12 protein-coding genes are annotated in these 14,476 nt (G+C 61.0%); 10 read left to right on the top strand and 2 right to left on the bottom strand.

Annotated features, from left to right (window positions below; all coding sequences use genetic code 11):
* Nucleotides 1-31 precede the first annotated feature (31 nt).
* Entirely contained in the window at nucleotides 32-982 is a 951-nt protein-coding gene (locus tag ACYZUD_RS02985) for a GlxA family transcriptional regulator (protein WP_462022530.1), read from the top strand.
* A gap of 179 nt (nucleotides 983-1,161) precedes the next feature.
* On the top strand, nucleotides 1,162-2,646 hold the full coding sequence (locus ACYZUD_RS02990) for an ATP-binding protein (RefSeq protein ID WP_462022531.1): 1,485 nt from the start codon (nucleotides 1,162-1,164) through the stop codon (nucleotides 2,644-2,646).
* Here the strand turns inward: ACYZUD_RS02990 and ACYZUD_RS02995 are convergent.
* The gene (locus ACYZUD_RS02995) at nucleotides 2,611-5,415 is read right to left on the bottom strand and encodes an ATP-binding protein (RefSeq protein ID WP_462022532.1); all 2,805 of its coding nucleotides are present in this window, start codon (nucleotides 5,413-5,415) and stop codon (nucleotides 2,611-2,613) included. The genes ACYZUD_RS02990 and ACYZUD_RS02995 overlap by 36 nt on opposite strands.
* A gap of 314 nt (nucleotides 5,416-5,729) precedes the next feature.
* Here ACYZUD_RS02995 and ACYZUD_RS03000 point away from each other — a divergent pair, with 314 nt between their 5' ends.
* From ACYZUD_RS03000 to ACYZUD_RS03010, 3 genes are all read left to right on the top strand, one after another.
* Nucleotides 5,730-6,305 carry a flavodoxin family protein gene (locus ACYZUD_RS03000; RefSeq protein ID WP_462022533.1) on the top strand — a complete coding sequence of 192 codons (576 nt, stop codon included), beginning with the start codon at nucleotides 5,730-5,732 and terminating at the stop codon, nucleotides 6,303-6,305.
* A 32-nt stretch (nucleotides 6,306-6,337) separates the two neighbouring features.
* On the top strand, nucleotides 6,338-7,162 hold the full coding sequence (locus tag ACYZUD_RS03005; RefSeq protein ID WP_462022534.1) for an alpha/beta fold hydrolase: 825 nt from the start codon (nucleotides 6,338-6,340) through the stop codon (nucleotides 7,160-7,162).
* A 74-nt stretch (nucleotides 7,163-7,236) separates the two neighbouring features.
* Complete coding sequence (locus ACYZUD_RS03010; protein ID WP_462022535.1) at nucleotides 7,237-8,679, top strand: catalase; 1,443 nt, start codon at nucleotides 7,237-7,239, stop codon at nucleotides 8,677-8,679.
* A 34-nt stretch (nucleotides 8,680-8,713) separates the two neighbouring features.
* On the opposite strand, the gene ACYZUD_RS03015 is transcribed toward ACYZUD_RS03010, so the two are convergent.
* Nucleotides 8,714-9,160: a helix-turn-helix domain-containing protein gene (locus ACYZUD_RS03015; protein WP_462022536.1), complete on the bottom strand. Its 447-nt coding sequence runs from the start codon at nucleotides 9,158-9,160 to the stop codon at nucleotides 8,714-8,716.
* Nucleotides 9,161-9,369: 209 nt separating this feature from the next.
* Here ACYZUD_RS03015 and ACYZUD_RS03020 point away from each other — a divergent pair, with 209 nt between their 5' ends.
* From ACYZUD_RS03020 to ACYZUD_RS03040, 5 genes are all read left to right on the top strand, one after another.
* Entirely contained in the window at nucleotides 9,370-10,353 is a 984-nt protein-coding gene (locus tag ACYZUD_RS03020; protein WP_462022537.1) for an MBL fold metallo-hydrolase, read from the top strand.
* A gap of 35 nt (nucleotides 10,354-10,388) precedes the next feature.
* Nucleotides 10,389-11,309 carry a LysR family transcriptional regulator gene (locus ACYZUD_RS03025; RefSeq protein WP_462022538.1) on the top strand — a complete coding sequence of 307 codons (921 nt, stop codon included), beginning with the start codon at nucleotides 10,389-10,391 and terminating at the stop codon, nucleotides 11,307-11,309.
* Nucleotides 11,310-11,624: 315 nt separating this feature from the next.
* Nucleotides 11,625-12,041, top strand: a complete 417-nt coding sequence (locus tag ACYZUD_RS03030) for a DoxX family protein (protein ID WP_462022539.1) — start codon at nucleotides 11,625-11,627, stop codon at nucleotides 12,039-12,041.
* A complete protein-coding gene (locus ACYZUD_RS03035) occupies nucleotides 12,034-12,624 on the top strand; it encodes an antibiotic biosynthesis monooxygenase (protein WP_462022540.1) in 591 nt (196 codons plus the stop codon). The genes ACYZUD_RS03030 and ACYZUD_RS03035 overlap by 8 nt, the downstream gene beginning before the upstream one ends.
* Nucleotides 12,621-14,459, top strand: coding sequence for an amidohydrolase (locus tag ACYZUD_RS03040; RefSeq protein ID WP_462022541.1), 1,839 nt, complete (start codon nucleotides 12,621-12,623; stop codon nucleotides 14,457-14,459). Before ACYZUD_RS03035 ends, ACYZUD_RS03040 begins: the two co-directional genes overlap by 4 nt.
* Nucleotides 14,460-14,476 lie beyond the last annotated feature (17 nt).

The following is a 14,476-nucleotide window of genomic DNA, read 5'->3' on the forward strand; positions in this document are numbered from 1 at the left end:
CTCCTTCTTTGATCTCAGTGATTTTGAAACCATGAAAACCGTGGCAATGGTGCTGTTTCCCGACTTTCTCCTGCTCGACATGGCCGGGCCCATGGAGGTGTTTTCCATCGCCAATCGTTATCTGAGAGCGGACCAGCGCTATGAGTTGTCGACCATTGGCACCGCGCATGGCGCGCTGCGTGCTTCCAACGGCGTCAGCGTGCAGACCGATCTGCACATCGATCAGGCGAATAAAAGCTACGACCTGTTGCTGGTGCCTGGCGGCCCGGGTGCCTACAACGAAAAACATCCGCCACTGCTCGGCTGGCTGCAGGGCGCCGTCTCGCGCGCGGGGCGCTATGGTTCGATCTGCACCGGCGCGTTCGTGCTGGGACATGCCGGTTTGCTGGACGGTTATCGCGTGACCACCCACTGGCACTACACGGAACGGCTGATCAAAGGCTTTCCGAAGGCGATGGTGGAGACCGATCAGATTTACGTGCAGGACCGCAATCTCATCACTTCCGGCGGCGTCACTGCCGGTATCGACCTCGCGCTGTCGGTGGTTGCCGAAGACCATGGCAAGAAAGTCGCCCAGGACGTGGCCAAGGTGTTGTTGGTGGTGACGAAACGTCAGGGCGGGCAGGCGCAATTCAGTCCGTTGATGGCCGTCGTCGCGGCCCATGAAACACCGGTGACCCGAGTGCAGAACTATGTGCTCGAACACCTCGATGAAGTGTTCAGCATCGACCGCATGGCCGGCCTGGCCACCATGAGCCCACGTCATTTCGCCAGGGTTTTCGCCCGGGAAGTGAACATGACGCCTATGGAGTTTTTGCAGCGCGCACGCATCGACTGTGCGAGGCGTCTGTTGGAAACCACTGACTTGCCGTTCAAGACCGTGGCCTTCAAAAGTGGCTTTGGCAGTGTGCGGCATATGCGTTTTCTGTTCAGTGAAAAGCTTGGTCTGACCCCGACCCAATACCGCGAACAGTTCAGCTAGAGCCTTCTTGTCCGTTATGCGCACTCTGATGGCCGTGACGCTCCCACCGTGGCTGTTGTTCCGTCACTGATGCCTGCCAAGATACCCGTGAACTCTTTGCAATGGAGGTGGCGCAAGCCTGACGCGCCATGGGTTTTGCAGTCCCTTGAGCTGTTCCGGGTTTGCGCACGTGCATGTGTATGAACAGCGTCAGACATTCAAACAGCGATACGGTGGTGCGATTCGGCTCCTACGCATTCCATGTGCGACAACGGCTGATCCTGGACGGTGATCGGCCGCTGCGCATGGGCGGGCGCGCTCTGGATATTTTGCAAGTGCTGGTCGAGCGTGCCGGCATGGTCGTGAGCAAGGACGAGTTGATTGCTCAAGTCTGGCCGACATCAGTGGTCGAAGACATCAATCTGCGGGTGCACATCGCCGCGCTGCGTCGCGCCCTGGGTGACGGACAGAACGGGCAGCGCTACATCGTCAACCTGCCCCAACGCGGTTATAGCTTTATTGCTCCGGTGCACGCTGTGCCGGAGGGGACGCTGGTTCCTATCGAGACCGTTCAGAAGTTTCAGCACAATTTGCCCGCGCGGCTCACGCCGGTAACCGGTCGGGATTCGATCGTCGGCAGCCTGGTCCGGCAGTTGCCGGTTCGGCGGCTCATGACCTTGGTCGGTCCCGGTGGTATCGGCAAAACCACCGTGGCGTTACGCGTAGCCGAATTGCTCTTGCAGCATTATGAGGACGGCGTCTGGCTGGTCGATCTGGCGACGATCGACGACCCCACGCAGGTGGTCGATCACCTGACCCGTGCCCTTGAACTGGACATCGGTACGACCCTGGATGCACTGGCGCAATGGCATGCGTTGTTGGTCCTCGATAACTGTGAGCATCTGCTCGAGCGCTGCCGGACATTGGTCGAGGATCTGCTGAAATCCGCGCCGCGCTTGTCGATCCTGGTCACCAGCCGTGAACCGCTCCAGGCGATGGGAGAAACGGTCCAGCGTTTGCCGGGCCTGGCGGTGCCACCGGCTTCGGCGCTGCGCAGCGTGACCGAGGCGATGGGGTATTCGGCGGTGCAGCTGTTCGTCAGTTGTGCCCGTGCTCGTCAGCAAGGGTTTGCCCTGCGCGAGCAAGACCTCAAGGCCGTGCGCGAAATCTGTCGGCGGCTTGATGGTTTGCCCTTGGCCATCGAGCTCGCGGCCGCGCAGATCGATGCGCTGGCGCTGGTGGGTTTGCAGGCGCAACTGGACAACTGTTTTCAGCTGCTGACCCAAGGCCGGCGCACCGCCGTACCCCGGCATCAAACCTTGAAAGCGGCGCTGGACTGGAGCTATGAACAGCTCAGTCCGCTGGAGCAAACCGTGTTGCAGCGCCTGGCGGTGTTCAAAATGGCCTTTACCCTGGACGCGGCGATGGGTGTGATCAGTTGCGCGCGGCTGTTGCCCGGTCGGCTGGTGGGCGTGGTGGAAAGCCTGGCGCTCAAATCGTTACTGATGGTGGAGCAGGGCAGTGGTGTGACCCGTTACCGTTTCCTCAACACCACCCGCACCTACGCCCTGGAGAAACTCGAACACAGCGGTGACTTGCGCGCCTTTGAAATGCGCTATGCCGGCTACATCAGCCACCCGCGCCGGACGTCAGGCGGGCAGGTGGCGCTGCAACTCGTCGAGTAGCCGGCGGACTTTGGTCAGGTCCGGGGTGGCAAAGCCTTCGGTGAACCGGTTGTAGATCGGCGCCAGCAGTGTGTGTGCTTGCTGGTGGCGCCCCTGACGCTGCCAAAGCTGTGCCAGCGAGGTGGCGCTGCGCAGTTCCCAGGCCAGGGCGCCCTGGTGTCTTGCCACGTTCAAGGCCCTGATCAGCACAGCCTCGGCGGCGTCGGTTTTCAAGGGGCAGTTTTCTGCCAGCAGCGCGTCCGCCCGGGCGCGTAGAATTTCCGCGGTGCTCCAGCCCGCCGTGCCGGTGTCCGCGCGCTGCAACAAGGCATCATCGACGAACCGGGTATCCAGCGTGACCATGAGGTCCTTGATCAGCCCCGTACCCGGTTGAGGGCGCGGGTGTGCTTGCGCTCGGTCGATCACCTGCGCGTAGTGCCGCGCCCAGGTGTAGAACAGCAGCACCGAATGTTTCTGCGTTTGTTCCAGCAGCAGGCGCAAGAGTTCGCGGGCGGTGCGGGTGTCGCCGTTGTAATGGGCGATCAGGCAACCGGCCACCGCCAGGGTGTAGCAGATGGACGTGCCGTGATTGATCTGGATTGCGATGTCCAGCGCTTGCCGGGCGGTGCGCCAGGCCTGTTCCGGTTGGCCCTGCAACCAGAGGATGCGCGCCAGGATGGTCAGCGCGGCAACGCTCTGGTCGTATTGCACGCCAAAACCGTGGGTGAACCGGTTGAGGTGCCCGCTCTGGGCCATGCGCTGGATCACCTGTTCGGCATTCACCCGCGCCAGATGCTGGTCCCCGGCGAAGTGCAGGGCCAGCACCCGCAAGCGGTGCGTGCTCAGGGACAGCACCGCGTCGCCGTTCAGCCCCAGCCTGTCGAACTGCAGGCTCTGCTCCAGGGCCATTTGATAATTGCCGCAACTGAGATTGACCGCCATGTGCCCGGACACCGCCCGAAGCTGACCGGCGATGTCGTTGCAATGTCTGGCCAGGGTCCTGGCGCTGACGAAGACTTCAATGGTTTCCGCTGTGCCGCCCTGGGTGTGATAGCAGGCGCTGCCGAGGGCGAGTTTGAGGGCCATTTTCAAACGAGGGCAGGGCTCGGGCGCTGACTCCAGCAACGCCAATGCCCTGCGCACATACACGCCGTGCTCCTTGAGCAGCGACAGTTCCTGCCAGAGCGGTGCCGATGTCGCGGCCAGGCGGATCGCCAGTGCCTGCGGACCTTGAGGGCTCAAGCCCCAGTCGAGGGCGGCGCGAACATCTTCCAGGCCGCGGGCATAACGCTCGATCCACATCCCCGTCGGAATCAACTCCCAGTCGTGTTGGGCCTGATGCATCAAGGCCAGGCAGCGTTCGGCATGGCGTTCGCGGGTGCTCGACAGATCGGCGGCCTGATCGAGTTTTTCCAGGGCATAGCTGCGGGTAGTGTCGAGCAGACGGTAGAACACTTCTTCGTCGCCCACTTCCACGTTCAGCAGCGACTTGGCCACCAGTTGCGTGATCGATCCAAACACCGCTTGGGGTTCGATATGTTCGCCGACAATGACCGCAGCCGCCGACGCCAGGGTGAAGCCGCCCCTGAACACACCCAGTCGGCGCAGACAGGTCTGCTCGCAGGCACTCAGCAGCTCGAAGCTCCAGTCCAGCGTGGCGCGCAACGTCTGGTGTCGTCCCAGTGACGTCTGACAGCCTTGGGTGAGCAGGCGAAAACTGCCTTGCAGTTGCGTCAGCAATCCGCTCAATCCAAGGCCACCCACTTGCGCCGCCGCCAGTTCGATGGCCAATGGAATACCGTCCAGACGACGGCAGATTTCAATGGCCAGTGGCAGCTCTTCATCGGTCAATTCGAAGCTGTCGTGGCTGGCCATGGCCCGCTCGACGAACAATTGCAGGGCCGAAAAGGTCAGGGCCTGAGCGCGGTCGAGCACGGCGATAGGGGGAGGGAAGTCGAGCGACTCAAGACGCTGAACGAACTCGCCTTCAGCCCTCAGGCTCTCCCGGCTGGTGGACAGAATGTGCACCTGCGGCGCAGCACGCAGGATGCTTTCGCTGAGCAGCGCAATCGCATCGATCAGGTGTTCGCAGTTGTCGATCACCAGCAGCATCTGCCTGTCGCGCAGGAACGTGGCGAGGCTGTTCATCGGTTCGGCGCCGTGCAAGGACAGTTCGAGTAGCGTCGCCAGGTGAGCCGTGATCATCAACGGATCGTTGATCGGTGCCAGGTCCAGCAGACGAATGCCGTCCCGGTAGCGGCCGATCAGCTGTTCGGCGACGCGCAGGGCCACGGTGGTTTTGCCAATCCCACCGGGGCCGACGAGGGTGATGAAGCGTTGGCTTGTCAGCTGGGCCACGAGGCTGTCAACCAGGGGCTGGCGCCCGATCAGGCGGGTTCGACGCACGGGCAGGTTATGGCCGCTCGGTTGGGGGGCTTCGCTGACGGGATGTTGCTCGACCTGTTCCAGCGAATAGGGCGCCACAAAGCTGTAGCCACGCTGGGCTACGGTGATGATGTAGCGCTGGCCGGCCTGGCCGTCGCCCAGGGCTTTGCGCAATGCCGCCATGTGCACTCGCAGGTTGATGTCTTCGACCACGCTTTTGGGCCAGACCCTGGCAATCAGCTCTTGTTTGCTGACCACATTCCCTGCGTGCTCCAGCAGGATCAACAGAATGTCCATGGCACGCCGGCCCAGCCGCAGGGGTTGGCCGGCCTCCATTATCAGGCGTTGACCGGGATAGATCCGGTAGGGGCCGAAATGGATGGCCTGTTCGAGGGAAAGGATCAACGGGTCACTCCTGCTTGCATCCGTCTAATACGCGCTTTCCGAGCATATTCGTCAGGTTTTTTCGTCAGTGCAATGCGATGGTCCGGTGACTCTCGGGTGTTCGTCACGACTGCCGGTTGCCGAGTGTCATTGGCAAGTCCGTTTTTATTGGGCGCAGGGGGCGTAACAGGAGCGTCAGGTTTTTTGGCGCGCCATGGAAAATTAACAACGTTTAACTCGTCCTGCGTCTGGTCTACGCCCAAAACTCTGCTTCTTCAACTTCCACCGGTCAGCCGTAGTGTGGGAGCCGGCTCGCTGCCAGAAAGGACGACGCGATGAGCAACGTGGTGGTGGTCTATCACAGTGGCTACGGGCACACCCGGGTCATGGCCGAAGCCGTGGCCCAAGGCGTGCAACGTCACTTGGGCAGCATTTGCCAACTGATTGCGGTCGAGGACGTGGATCAATACTGGGACCGTTTGCACAACGCTGATGCAATCATCTTCGGCGCCCCTACCTACATGGGCAGCGCCTCCGCGCCCTTCAAGGGGTTCATGGAGGCCACGGCCACGTTCTACCTGGCTCAGCCCTGGCGCGACAAGCTGGCTGCCGGGTTTACCAATTCCGGCTGCCTGTGCGGCGACAAGCTCAACACCTTGCTGCAGATGGCGGTGTTCGCCGCGCAGCATTCGATGATTTGGGTCGGTCTCGATCTGCTGCCGGCACGGTCCGGTACGGGCCTGTTCGATGGGCAACTGAATCGCCTGGGCAGCTCGCTGGGCGCCATGGCCCAGTCGAATGTCGAACAGTCTCCCGATTTTGCCCCGCCTGCCGAAGACCGCCATACCGCCGCGCACCTGGGCGAGCGAGTCGCGCGGCTGGCCGAACGCATGAGCCACTCACCGGTTTGATTCACCCCTGACCCTCGCTAAGGAGACATCGCATGAGTACGTTCACGACCCGAGACGGCACCGAGATTTACTACAAGGACTGGGGCACCGGCCAGCCCATTGTCTTCAGTCATGGTTGGCCGCTGAATGCCGACAGCTGGGAATCGCAGATGATCTTCTTGGCTTCCAAGGGCTATCGCGTCATCGCCCACGACCGTCGTGGTCATGGCCGCTCCAGCCAGCCATGGTTTGGCAATGACATGGACACCTACGCCGACGACCTGGCGCAGTTGATTGAGCGGCTGGATCTGCAAAACGCGGTGCTGTTCGGTTTCTCTACCGGCGGTGGTGAAGTGGCGCGCTACATCGGTCGCCATGGCACTGGCCGGGTCGCAAAAGCCGGGCTGATCTCCTCGGTGCCACCGCTGATGCTCAAGACCGAAGCCAACCCCGGCGGTCTGCCGGTCGAGGTGTTCGATGGCATTCGTCAGGCGTCCCTGGCCGACCGTTCGCAGCTCTATATCGACCTTGCCAGTGGCCCGTTCTTCGGCTTCAACAAACCTGGCGCCAAACCGTCCCAGGGCATGATCGACTGGTTCTGGATGCAAGGCATGACGTCCGGCCACAAGAATGCCTATGACTGTATCAAGGCGTTCTCCGAAACCGACTTCACCGAAGACCTGAAGAAATTCGACGTGCCGACGCTGGTGGTGCATGGCGACGCCGACCAGGTCGTGCCGATCGACGCCGCCGGCATCGCTTCGGCAAAACTCGTGAAAGGTTCTACGCTGATTGTCTACCCCGGCGCGCCTCATGGCTTGACTGATACCCATAAGGATCGACTCAACGCTGATCTGCTGGCGTTCCTCAAGGGTTGATGTACCCCGGCGCGGGCGTAGATTCGCGCCGGTTTTTTGCTCCTGATGAGCGGCAATCAATCGAGAACATGACCATGAAGAAGCTGACCAACGCCACTGGCGCCCCGGTGGTCGATAACTTGAATATTCAGACCGCCGGTCCTCGTGGTCCGGCGCTTTTGCAAGACATCTGGTTGCTGGAAAAACTCGCCCACTTTGACCGCGAACTGATCCCCGAGCGCCGCATGCACGCCAAGGGGGCGGGCGCCTACGGCACTTTCACCGTCACCAATGACATTACTCGTTACACAAAAGCCGACATTTTCAGCTCAGTGGGCAAGCAAACACCGCTGTTCGTGCGCTTTTCCTCGGTGGCCGGCGAACGCGGCGCGGCGGATGCCGAGCGCGATATCCGTGGCTTCGCGGTGAAGTTCTACACCGACGAAGGCAACTGGGACATTGTCGGCAACAACACGCCGGTGTTTTTCTTTCGCGACCCGTTGCGTTTTTCCGACCTCAACCACGTGGTCAAGCGCGACCCGCGCACCGGCTTGCGCAACGCCACCAGCAACTGGGATTTCTGGTCCCTGCTGCCCGAGGCGCTGCACCAGGTGACCATCGTCATGAGCGATCGCGGGATCCCCACCAGCTTCCGCCACATGCACGGTTTTGGCAGTCACACCTTCAGTCTGATCAACCGCGACAACCAGCGGGTGTGGGTGAAGTTTCATTTTGTCTGCCAGCAAGGCATCCAGAACCTGTCGGATGCCGAGGCCGCCGAGGTGGTCGGCAAGGACCGCGAAAGCAATCTGCGGGATCTGTACGAGGTCATCGAGCAGGGCAACTTCCCGCGCTGGAAGCTGTGCATCCAGGTGATGGAAGAAGAGCAGGCGCTCCACTATCGGCACAACCCGTTCGACTTGACCAAGGTGTGGCTACACGGTGAGTTTCCGTTGATTGAAGTGGGCATCATGGAGCTCAATCGCAACGCCGAAAACCACTTCGCCGAAATCGAACAAGCGGCGTTTTCGCCAGCGAACGTGGTGCCGGGTGTGAGTTTTTCACCGGACCGCATGCTCCAGGCGCGGCTGTTTTCCTATGGCGATGCCCAGCGCTATCGCCTGGGGGTGAACTTCAACCACATCCCGGTCAACGCACCACGCTGCCCGGCTCACAGCTATCACCGCGACGGCGCCATGCGCACCGACGGCAACCTGGGTGGCACGGCCAGCTATTTCCCCAACAGCGTGGGCGAATGGCAGGACTCGCCGGAACTGGCCGAGCCGCCGCTGCCGCTCGAAGGCTTTGCCCAGCACTATGATCATCGACTGGAAGAGGATCACTACGAGCAGCCGGGCAACCTGTTCCGCTTGCTCGATCCGGTGCGCAAACAACTGCTGTTCGACAACACGGCGCGGGCGATGAATGGCGTGCCGCAGGCGATCCGTCAGCGCCATATCGACAATTGCACCAAGGCTGATCCGGCATACGGGTTTGGGGTGGCCGAGGCGTTGGAACGGTTGGTTCCGCTGGAGTAAAGCAAGATCAAAAGATCGCAGGCTTCGCCAGCTCCTACGGGTGTACGCATAACCGTGTAGGCGCTGGCGAAGGCTGCGATCTTTTGCTGTTAAAAACCTGACAACGCCACGCAAACGGATTGATGCCTTCGCTGCGGGTAAAGATATGGCAGAAATGCGCCTGATCGCAGAAGCCGCATTCCTGGCTTATTTGCGTAAGGCTCAGGTCGGTGCTCTGGATCAGCTGCTTGGCGCGGGCAATGCGTTGGTGACGAATCCAGTCCTGGGGCGAGAGGCCGGTGCTGCACTTGAACGCTCGGGAGAAGTGACTGCGAGAGAGAGCGCAGGCGCGGGCCAATTCGCTCACTTCAATGGTTTCACCGAGGCGTTCGAGGATCAGTTGCCTGGCCAGGCTTTCACGCCACGGGCTCAGGCCGCCGGTACATTTTTTTTGCGTTTCAGGTGCTGACGCGTGAGCGGCGTTTTGCTGAACGTGAGCCATGGCGAATGTCCGTGTCGGTGGGATTCATTCTTGGGCGCGAGGCTCTGGCTAGCGAGTTAAACGTTGTTAATTTCTTGTTTGGTATTGGCGGGCGCCGGCACTGACTCAGCACATCGCTGCAATTTTTCGGTAGGGCGCCGGTGCATGATTGACGTCATGTGGCGGGCCTTTGCGTGGCCGCTTTTTCTGATTCGATCAAGGGTGACTGCATGAAGTATTCTCTGGTTGGCGCGCTGAGCCTCGCGATGGCAATGGCGTCCGGCGTTTCCCTGACACAGGCACCAGCGCAGGTTGGCACACAAGCGCCGGGCTACTTCCGCCTGGCAGTCGGCGATTACGAAGTGACGGCGTTGTTCGATGGTTACAACGACCTGTCCCCCAAACTGCTCAAGGGCCTGACCCAGAGCCAGATCCGCGCGCTGCTGGCCCGTCGCTCGATTGAAACACCGGGCGTACAAACCGCGTTCAATGCCTTTCTGGTCAATACCGGCAAGCAACTGATCCTGGTGGATACCGGTGCCGGTCAGTGTATCGGCGCTACGGCGGGCATGCTGTCGGACAACATGAAAGCGGCCGGTTATGAGCCTTCGCAGGTCGATACGATTCTGTTGACGCACCTGCATCTGGACCATGTGTGCGGGCTGGTCGATGGCCAGCAGCAACCAGTATTTGCCAATGCCACGGTCTATGCGGCGAAGGCAGAAGCCGATTACTGGCTCGATCCTCAGGCGCTCGCCAAAGCCCCCGAGGGAGCCAAGCCATATTTCAAGATTGCCCAGGACTCCACCGCACCGTACGTCGTGGCGGGACGTTTCAAGACGTTCGACGCCGGTCAGTCGCCGGTGCCGGGTGTTGATGCGGTTCTCGAGGCGGGCCATACGCCGGGCAGCACCACGTACCGCTTCACCTCTCAAGGACAAAGCATTTTGTTCATGGGCGATCTGGTGCATAACCTCGCGGTGCAGTTCGAACACCCGCAAGTGTCGATTGGTTTTGACGTCAACAGTCAGCAGGCGATCAAGAGTCGCGCCAAGGTGTTCAGCGACGCAGCCGCCAGCAAGACCTGGGTCACCGCTGCGCACTTGCCGTTCCCGGGCATCGGCCATATCGCCGCAGAGGGCAAGCACTTCCAATGGGTACCGGTCGAATACGGTCCTTACAAACGTGCGGCCCACGTGCCGCTGATCGAGTAAAGTCCGCCGCACACATACACAAGGGAGCCGTGCCTATGAACCGTAACGATCTGCGCCGCGTCGACATGAACCTGCTAGTGATTTTCGAGGCGTTGATGTTCGAAAAGAACCTGACCCGTGTCGCTGAAAAACTGTTCATGGGCCAACCGGCGGTGAGTGCGGCGCTGGGGCGGCTACGGGATCTGTTTGACGATCCGTTGCTGTTGCGCAATGGCCGCGGCATGGAGCCAACGGGGCGGGCACTGGCGATTCTCAAAGAGCTGCAACCGGCCATGGACACCATTTCCGGAGCGGTCAGCCGGGCCAAGGAATTTGATCCGGCGACCAGTTGCGACGTGTTCCGCATTGGCCTGTCGGACGATGCCGAGTTCGGCTTGTTTCCGCCGTTGTTGCGGCAACTGCAAGAAGACGCTCCGAGCATCGTGGTGGTGGTGCGTCGCGCCAACTACTTGCTGATGCCAGCATTGCTGGCCTCGGGAGAAATTTCTGTGGGGGTGAGCTACACCACGGATTTACCGGCGAATGCCAAGCGCAAAAAGTTGCGGGACATCCCCTGCAAAGTGCTGCGCGGTGACAAACGGCCGGGACCACTGACGCTGGATGAATACTGTGAACGGCCGCATGCGATGGTGTCGTTTTCCGGGGATTTGAGCGGCAATATCGATCTGGACCTGGCCAGGATCGGGCGCAATCGCCGGGTGGTATTGGGCGTTCCGCAGTTCAGTGGATTGCGGGCGTTGCTCGCCGGAACCGAGATGATTGCAACTGTCCCGGATTATGCAGCGTGTGCGTTGGTCGAGGGCTGTGCATTGCGCGCCGAAGACCCACCGTTTCCGATTGAAGCGGCGCAGCTGTCGATGGCCTGGAGCGGGGTGCATGACAATGATCCGGCGGAGCGCTGGTTGCGGTCGCGGATCAGTGAGTTCATGTCGGGGCCTTTGCCTGTATCGGGCTGAACACCGCGCGCCGACCCTCTGTAGGGGCTTGCCCGCGATAGCGGTTTGACAGCCAATAATCCCCCCCAGATGTACCCCGTTAAATTGTGGGGGCGAGCCTGCTCGCGAATGCGCCGTGCCAGTCAATATCGCTTTCAATGACCCACCGCATTCGCGAGCAGGCTCGCTCCCACAAGGGATCTTCGGTGAGTGATGGACCCGCGACGGCCATCAAAAAGAGCACGTACATTCAATTTTTCCCTCCCCCACACCGGCACTATCGAATGACGTTCCGGCGCATTGGCGCCGGTGGTTTTTCATTCGTGCAGGTAGCCCATGAACGCTTCGCGACGGGACCAACGAGCCCAGGACTTCGGGCTGTTTTTTTTGCGGGTCAGCGCTGGTTTGTTTCTGCTGTGGGTGCACGGTTTGCCGAAGCTGCTTAACTACAGCGCGCAACTGAAAAACATCGAAGACCCTTTTCACCTCGGGACGAACGTTACGCTGGTGCTGGCGATTTTCGCCGAGGTGCTGTGTCCGTTGCTGATCATCGTCGGGGTGTTGGTGCGTCTGGCGTGCTTGCCGGTGTTGTGTGTGCTGTTGGTCGCGCTGCTGGTTGTGCATCCGCAATGGAGCATCGAAGAAGGGCAGTTCGGTTGGCTGTTGTTGATGCTGTTCACCAGCATTCTTATCGCCGGGCCGGGACGGCTGGCGCTCAATGTCCGATTTGCCGGAGCTTTGCGTTATGCCTGAATCCAATCGTTTCGAGGAAGTCGTGACCCTGGTCATCAAGCACCGGATCAAGGCCGGTTTTGAAGTGCCCTACGAAGCCTGGTTGCGCAACATTGTCAGCATCGCAGGGCAGCAGGAGGGCCACTTGGGCGTGGACGTGATGCGCGGGAAAAACGCCGGCCTCGACATGTACACCTGCGTGCTGCGCTTTTGCTCCACCGACGCCATGCAACGCTGGCTCGATTCGCCGCAGCGGCTTGAGCTGGTCAACGAAGCCACGCCGATGCTGGCGGACGGCGACCAGACCGAGGTCAATCCGGTCAACGAGTTCTGGTTCGCGCCGCAGGCAGAAACCAGTTCGCCGCCGCCGCGCTGGAAGCAGGCTGCGGTGACGTTACTGGTGATTCTGCCGCACACCTTGCTGGTGCCGCTGATCTGGGGGCCGCTGCTGCGGCTCAATGCCTTGCTCTCCAATTATGTGGTCGCGACTTTCCTGATCACCCTCACCATCGTCGTCTCGGTGGTGTACCTGTTCATGCCGATGGCGACGCGCTTGTTCGCGCCCTGGCTATCCCATTCCACTGTGCCCAAGGAGCCGCGATGAACGCCGATCTGATTTTATTCAATGGCCAATTTCATACCGTTGACCGTGAAAACCCACGCGCCAGCGCCGTCGCTATCAGTGACGGCCGCTTCGTAGCGGTCGGTACCGACGCCGAAGCCATGGCCCTGCGCGGTTCGGGCACGCAAGTCATCGACCTCAAGGGCCGTTGTGTCATTCCCGGCCTCAACGACTCGCACTTGCACCTGATCCGTGGCGGTTTGAACTACAACCTCGAACTGCGCTGGGAAGGCGTGCCGTCGCTGGCGGATGCCCTGCGGATGCTCAAGGAGCAAGCCGACCGCACGCCGACCCCGCAATGGGTGCGAGTGGTAGGGGGCTGGAACGAATTCCAGTTCGCCGAAAAACGCATGCCGACCCTGGAAGAACTCAATCAGGCCGCGCCGGATACCCCGGTGTTTGTCTTGCACTTGTACGACCGCGCCTTGCTCAACCGTGCGGCGCTGCGTGTTGCCGGTTACACCCGCAACACGCCGAACCCACCGGGTGGCGAGATTGTGCGTGATGCCAACGGCGACCCGACCGGGATGCTTGTCGCGCGGCCCAACGCAATGATTCTGTACTCGACGCTGGCCAAGGGGCCGAAGCTGCCGCTGGAGTATCAGGTCAACTCGACCCGTCAATTCATGCGCGAGCTCAACCGTCTTGGCCTGACCAGCGCCATCGACGCTGGTGGCGGTTTCCAGAATTATCCGGACGATTATGAGGTGATCGAGCAGTTGGCCAAGGACCAGCAACTGACGATTCGTATCGCCTATAACCTGTTCACCCAAAAGCCCAAGGAAGAGCTGACTGACTTCAAGAACTGGACCAGCAGCGTCACCTTGCATCAGGGCGACGACTTCCTGCGGCACAACGGAGCCGGGGAAATGCTGGTGTTTTCGGCGGCGGATTTCGAGGATTTCCTCGAGCCGAGACCGGACCTGCCGCCAGCCATGGAAGACGAACTCGAACCGGTGGTGCGCCACTTGGTCGAGCAGCGCTGGCCGTTCCGTTTGCACGCCACGTACAACGAATCCATCAGCCGCATGCTCGATGTGTTCGAGAAGGTTAACCGCGATATTCCGTTCAACGGCTTGCCTTGGTTCTTCGACCACGCCGAAACCATTACCCCGCAGAACATCGAGCGGGTGAGGGCGCTGGGCGGTGGTATTGCGATTCAGGACCGCATGGCGTTCCAGGGCGAGTACTTCGTCGAGCGTTATGGCGCCAAAGCGGCCGAAGCGACACCACCGATCAAACGCATGTTGGCCGAAGGCGTACCGGTCGGCGCCGGCACCGATGCTACGCGTGTGTCCAGCTACAATCCCTGGACCTCGTTGTACTGGATGGTCAGCGGCCGCACGGTCGGTGGTCTGGAATTGCACGCGGAGGGGCTTTCCCGGCAGACCGCGTTGGAGCTGTTCACCCACGGCAGCGCCTGGTTCTCTTCCGAGCAGGGCAAGAAAGGCATGATCAAGATCGGCCAACTGGCCGATGTGGCCGCCCTGAGCGCCGATTTTTTCAATGTCGAGGAAGAAGCGATCAAGTGGATCGAATCGGTGTTGACCGTGGTGGGCGGCAAGGTGGTGTACGCCGCCGGTGACTTCGAAAAACTCGGGCCGGCCAGTGTGCCGGTGCTGCCGGACTGGTCGCCGGTGGTGAAGGTGCCGGGGCACTGGCGCCCGGCCTCGCCGATGCAGGCGCAGGTACACCATTGCAGCGGACCGTGTGGCGTGCATGCCCACCGCCACGAAAAGGCTCGCTTGTCGAACGCGCCGGTCAGCGATTTCGCCGGCTTCTGGGGGGCCTTTGGCTGCTCGTGTTTCGCGTTCTGAAGATCACAACAACAGCG

It is taken from the genome of Pseudomonas sp. XS1P51 (genome assembly GCF_054897845.1).

Excerpts from the sequence above, each read along its gene's own strand:
- ACYZUD_RS03020 (WP_462022537.1), top strand. The coding sequence starts at position 9,370 with ATGAAGTATTCTCTGGTTGGCGCGCTGAGCCTCGCGATGGCAATGGCG.
- ACYZUD_RS02985 (WP_462022530.1), top strand. The coding sequence starts at position 32 with ATGAAAACCGTGGCAATGGTGCTGTTTCCCGACTTTCTCCTGCTCGAC.
- ACYZUD_RS03015 (WP_462022536.1), bottom strand. The coding sequence starts at position 9,160 with ATGGCTCACGTTCAGCAAAACGCCGCTCACGCGTCAGCACCTGAAACG.
- ACYZUD_RS03040 (WP_462022541.1), top strand. The coding sequence starts at position 12,621 with ATGAACGCCGATCTGATTTTATTCAATGGCCAATTTCATACCGTTGAC.
- ACYZUD_RS03030 (WP_462022539.1), top strand. The coding sequence starts at position 11,625 with ATGAACGCTTCGCGACGGGACCAACGAGCCCAGGACTTCGGGCTGTTT.
- ACYZUD_RS03000 (WP_462022533.1), top strand. The coding sequence starts at position 5,730 with ATGAGCAACGTGGTGGTGGTCTATCACAGTGGCTACGGGCACACCCGG.
- ACYZUD_RS03005 (WP_462022534.1), top strand. The coding sequence starts at position 6,338 with ATGAGTACGTTCACGACCCGAGACGGCACCGAGATTTACTACAAGGAC.
- ACYZUD_RS03025 (WP_462022538.1), top strand. The coding sequence starts at position 10,389 with ATGAACCGTAACGATCTGCGCCGCGTCGACATGAACCTGCTAGTGATT.
- ACYZUD_RS03035 (WP_462022540.1), top strand. The coding sequence starts at position 12,034 with ATGCCTGAATCCAATCGTTTCGAGGAAGTCGTGACCCTGGTCATCAAG.
- ACYZUD_RS02990 (WP_462022531.1), top strand. The coding sequence starts at position 1,162 with ATGAACAGCGTCAGACATTCAAACAGCGATACGGTGGTGCGATTCGGC.
- ACYZUD_RS03010 (WP_462022535.1), top strand. The coding sequence starts at position 7,237 with ATGAAGAAGCTGACCAACGCCACTGGCGCCCCGGTGGTCGATAACTTG.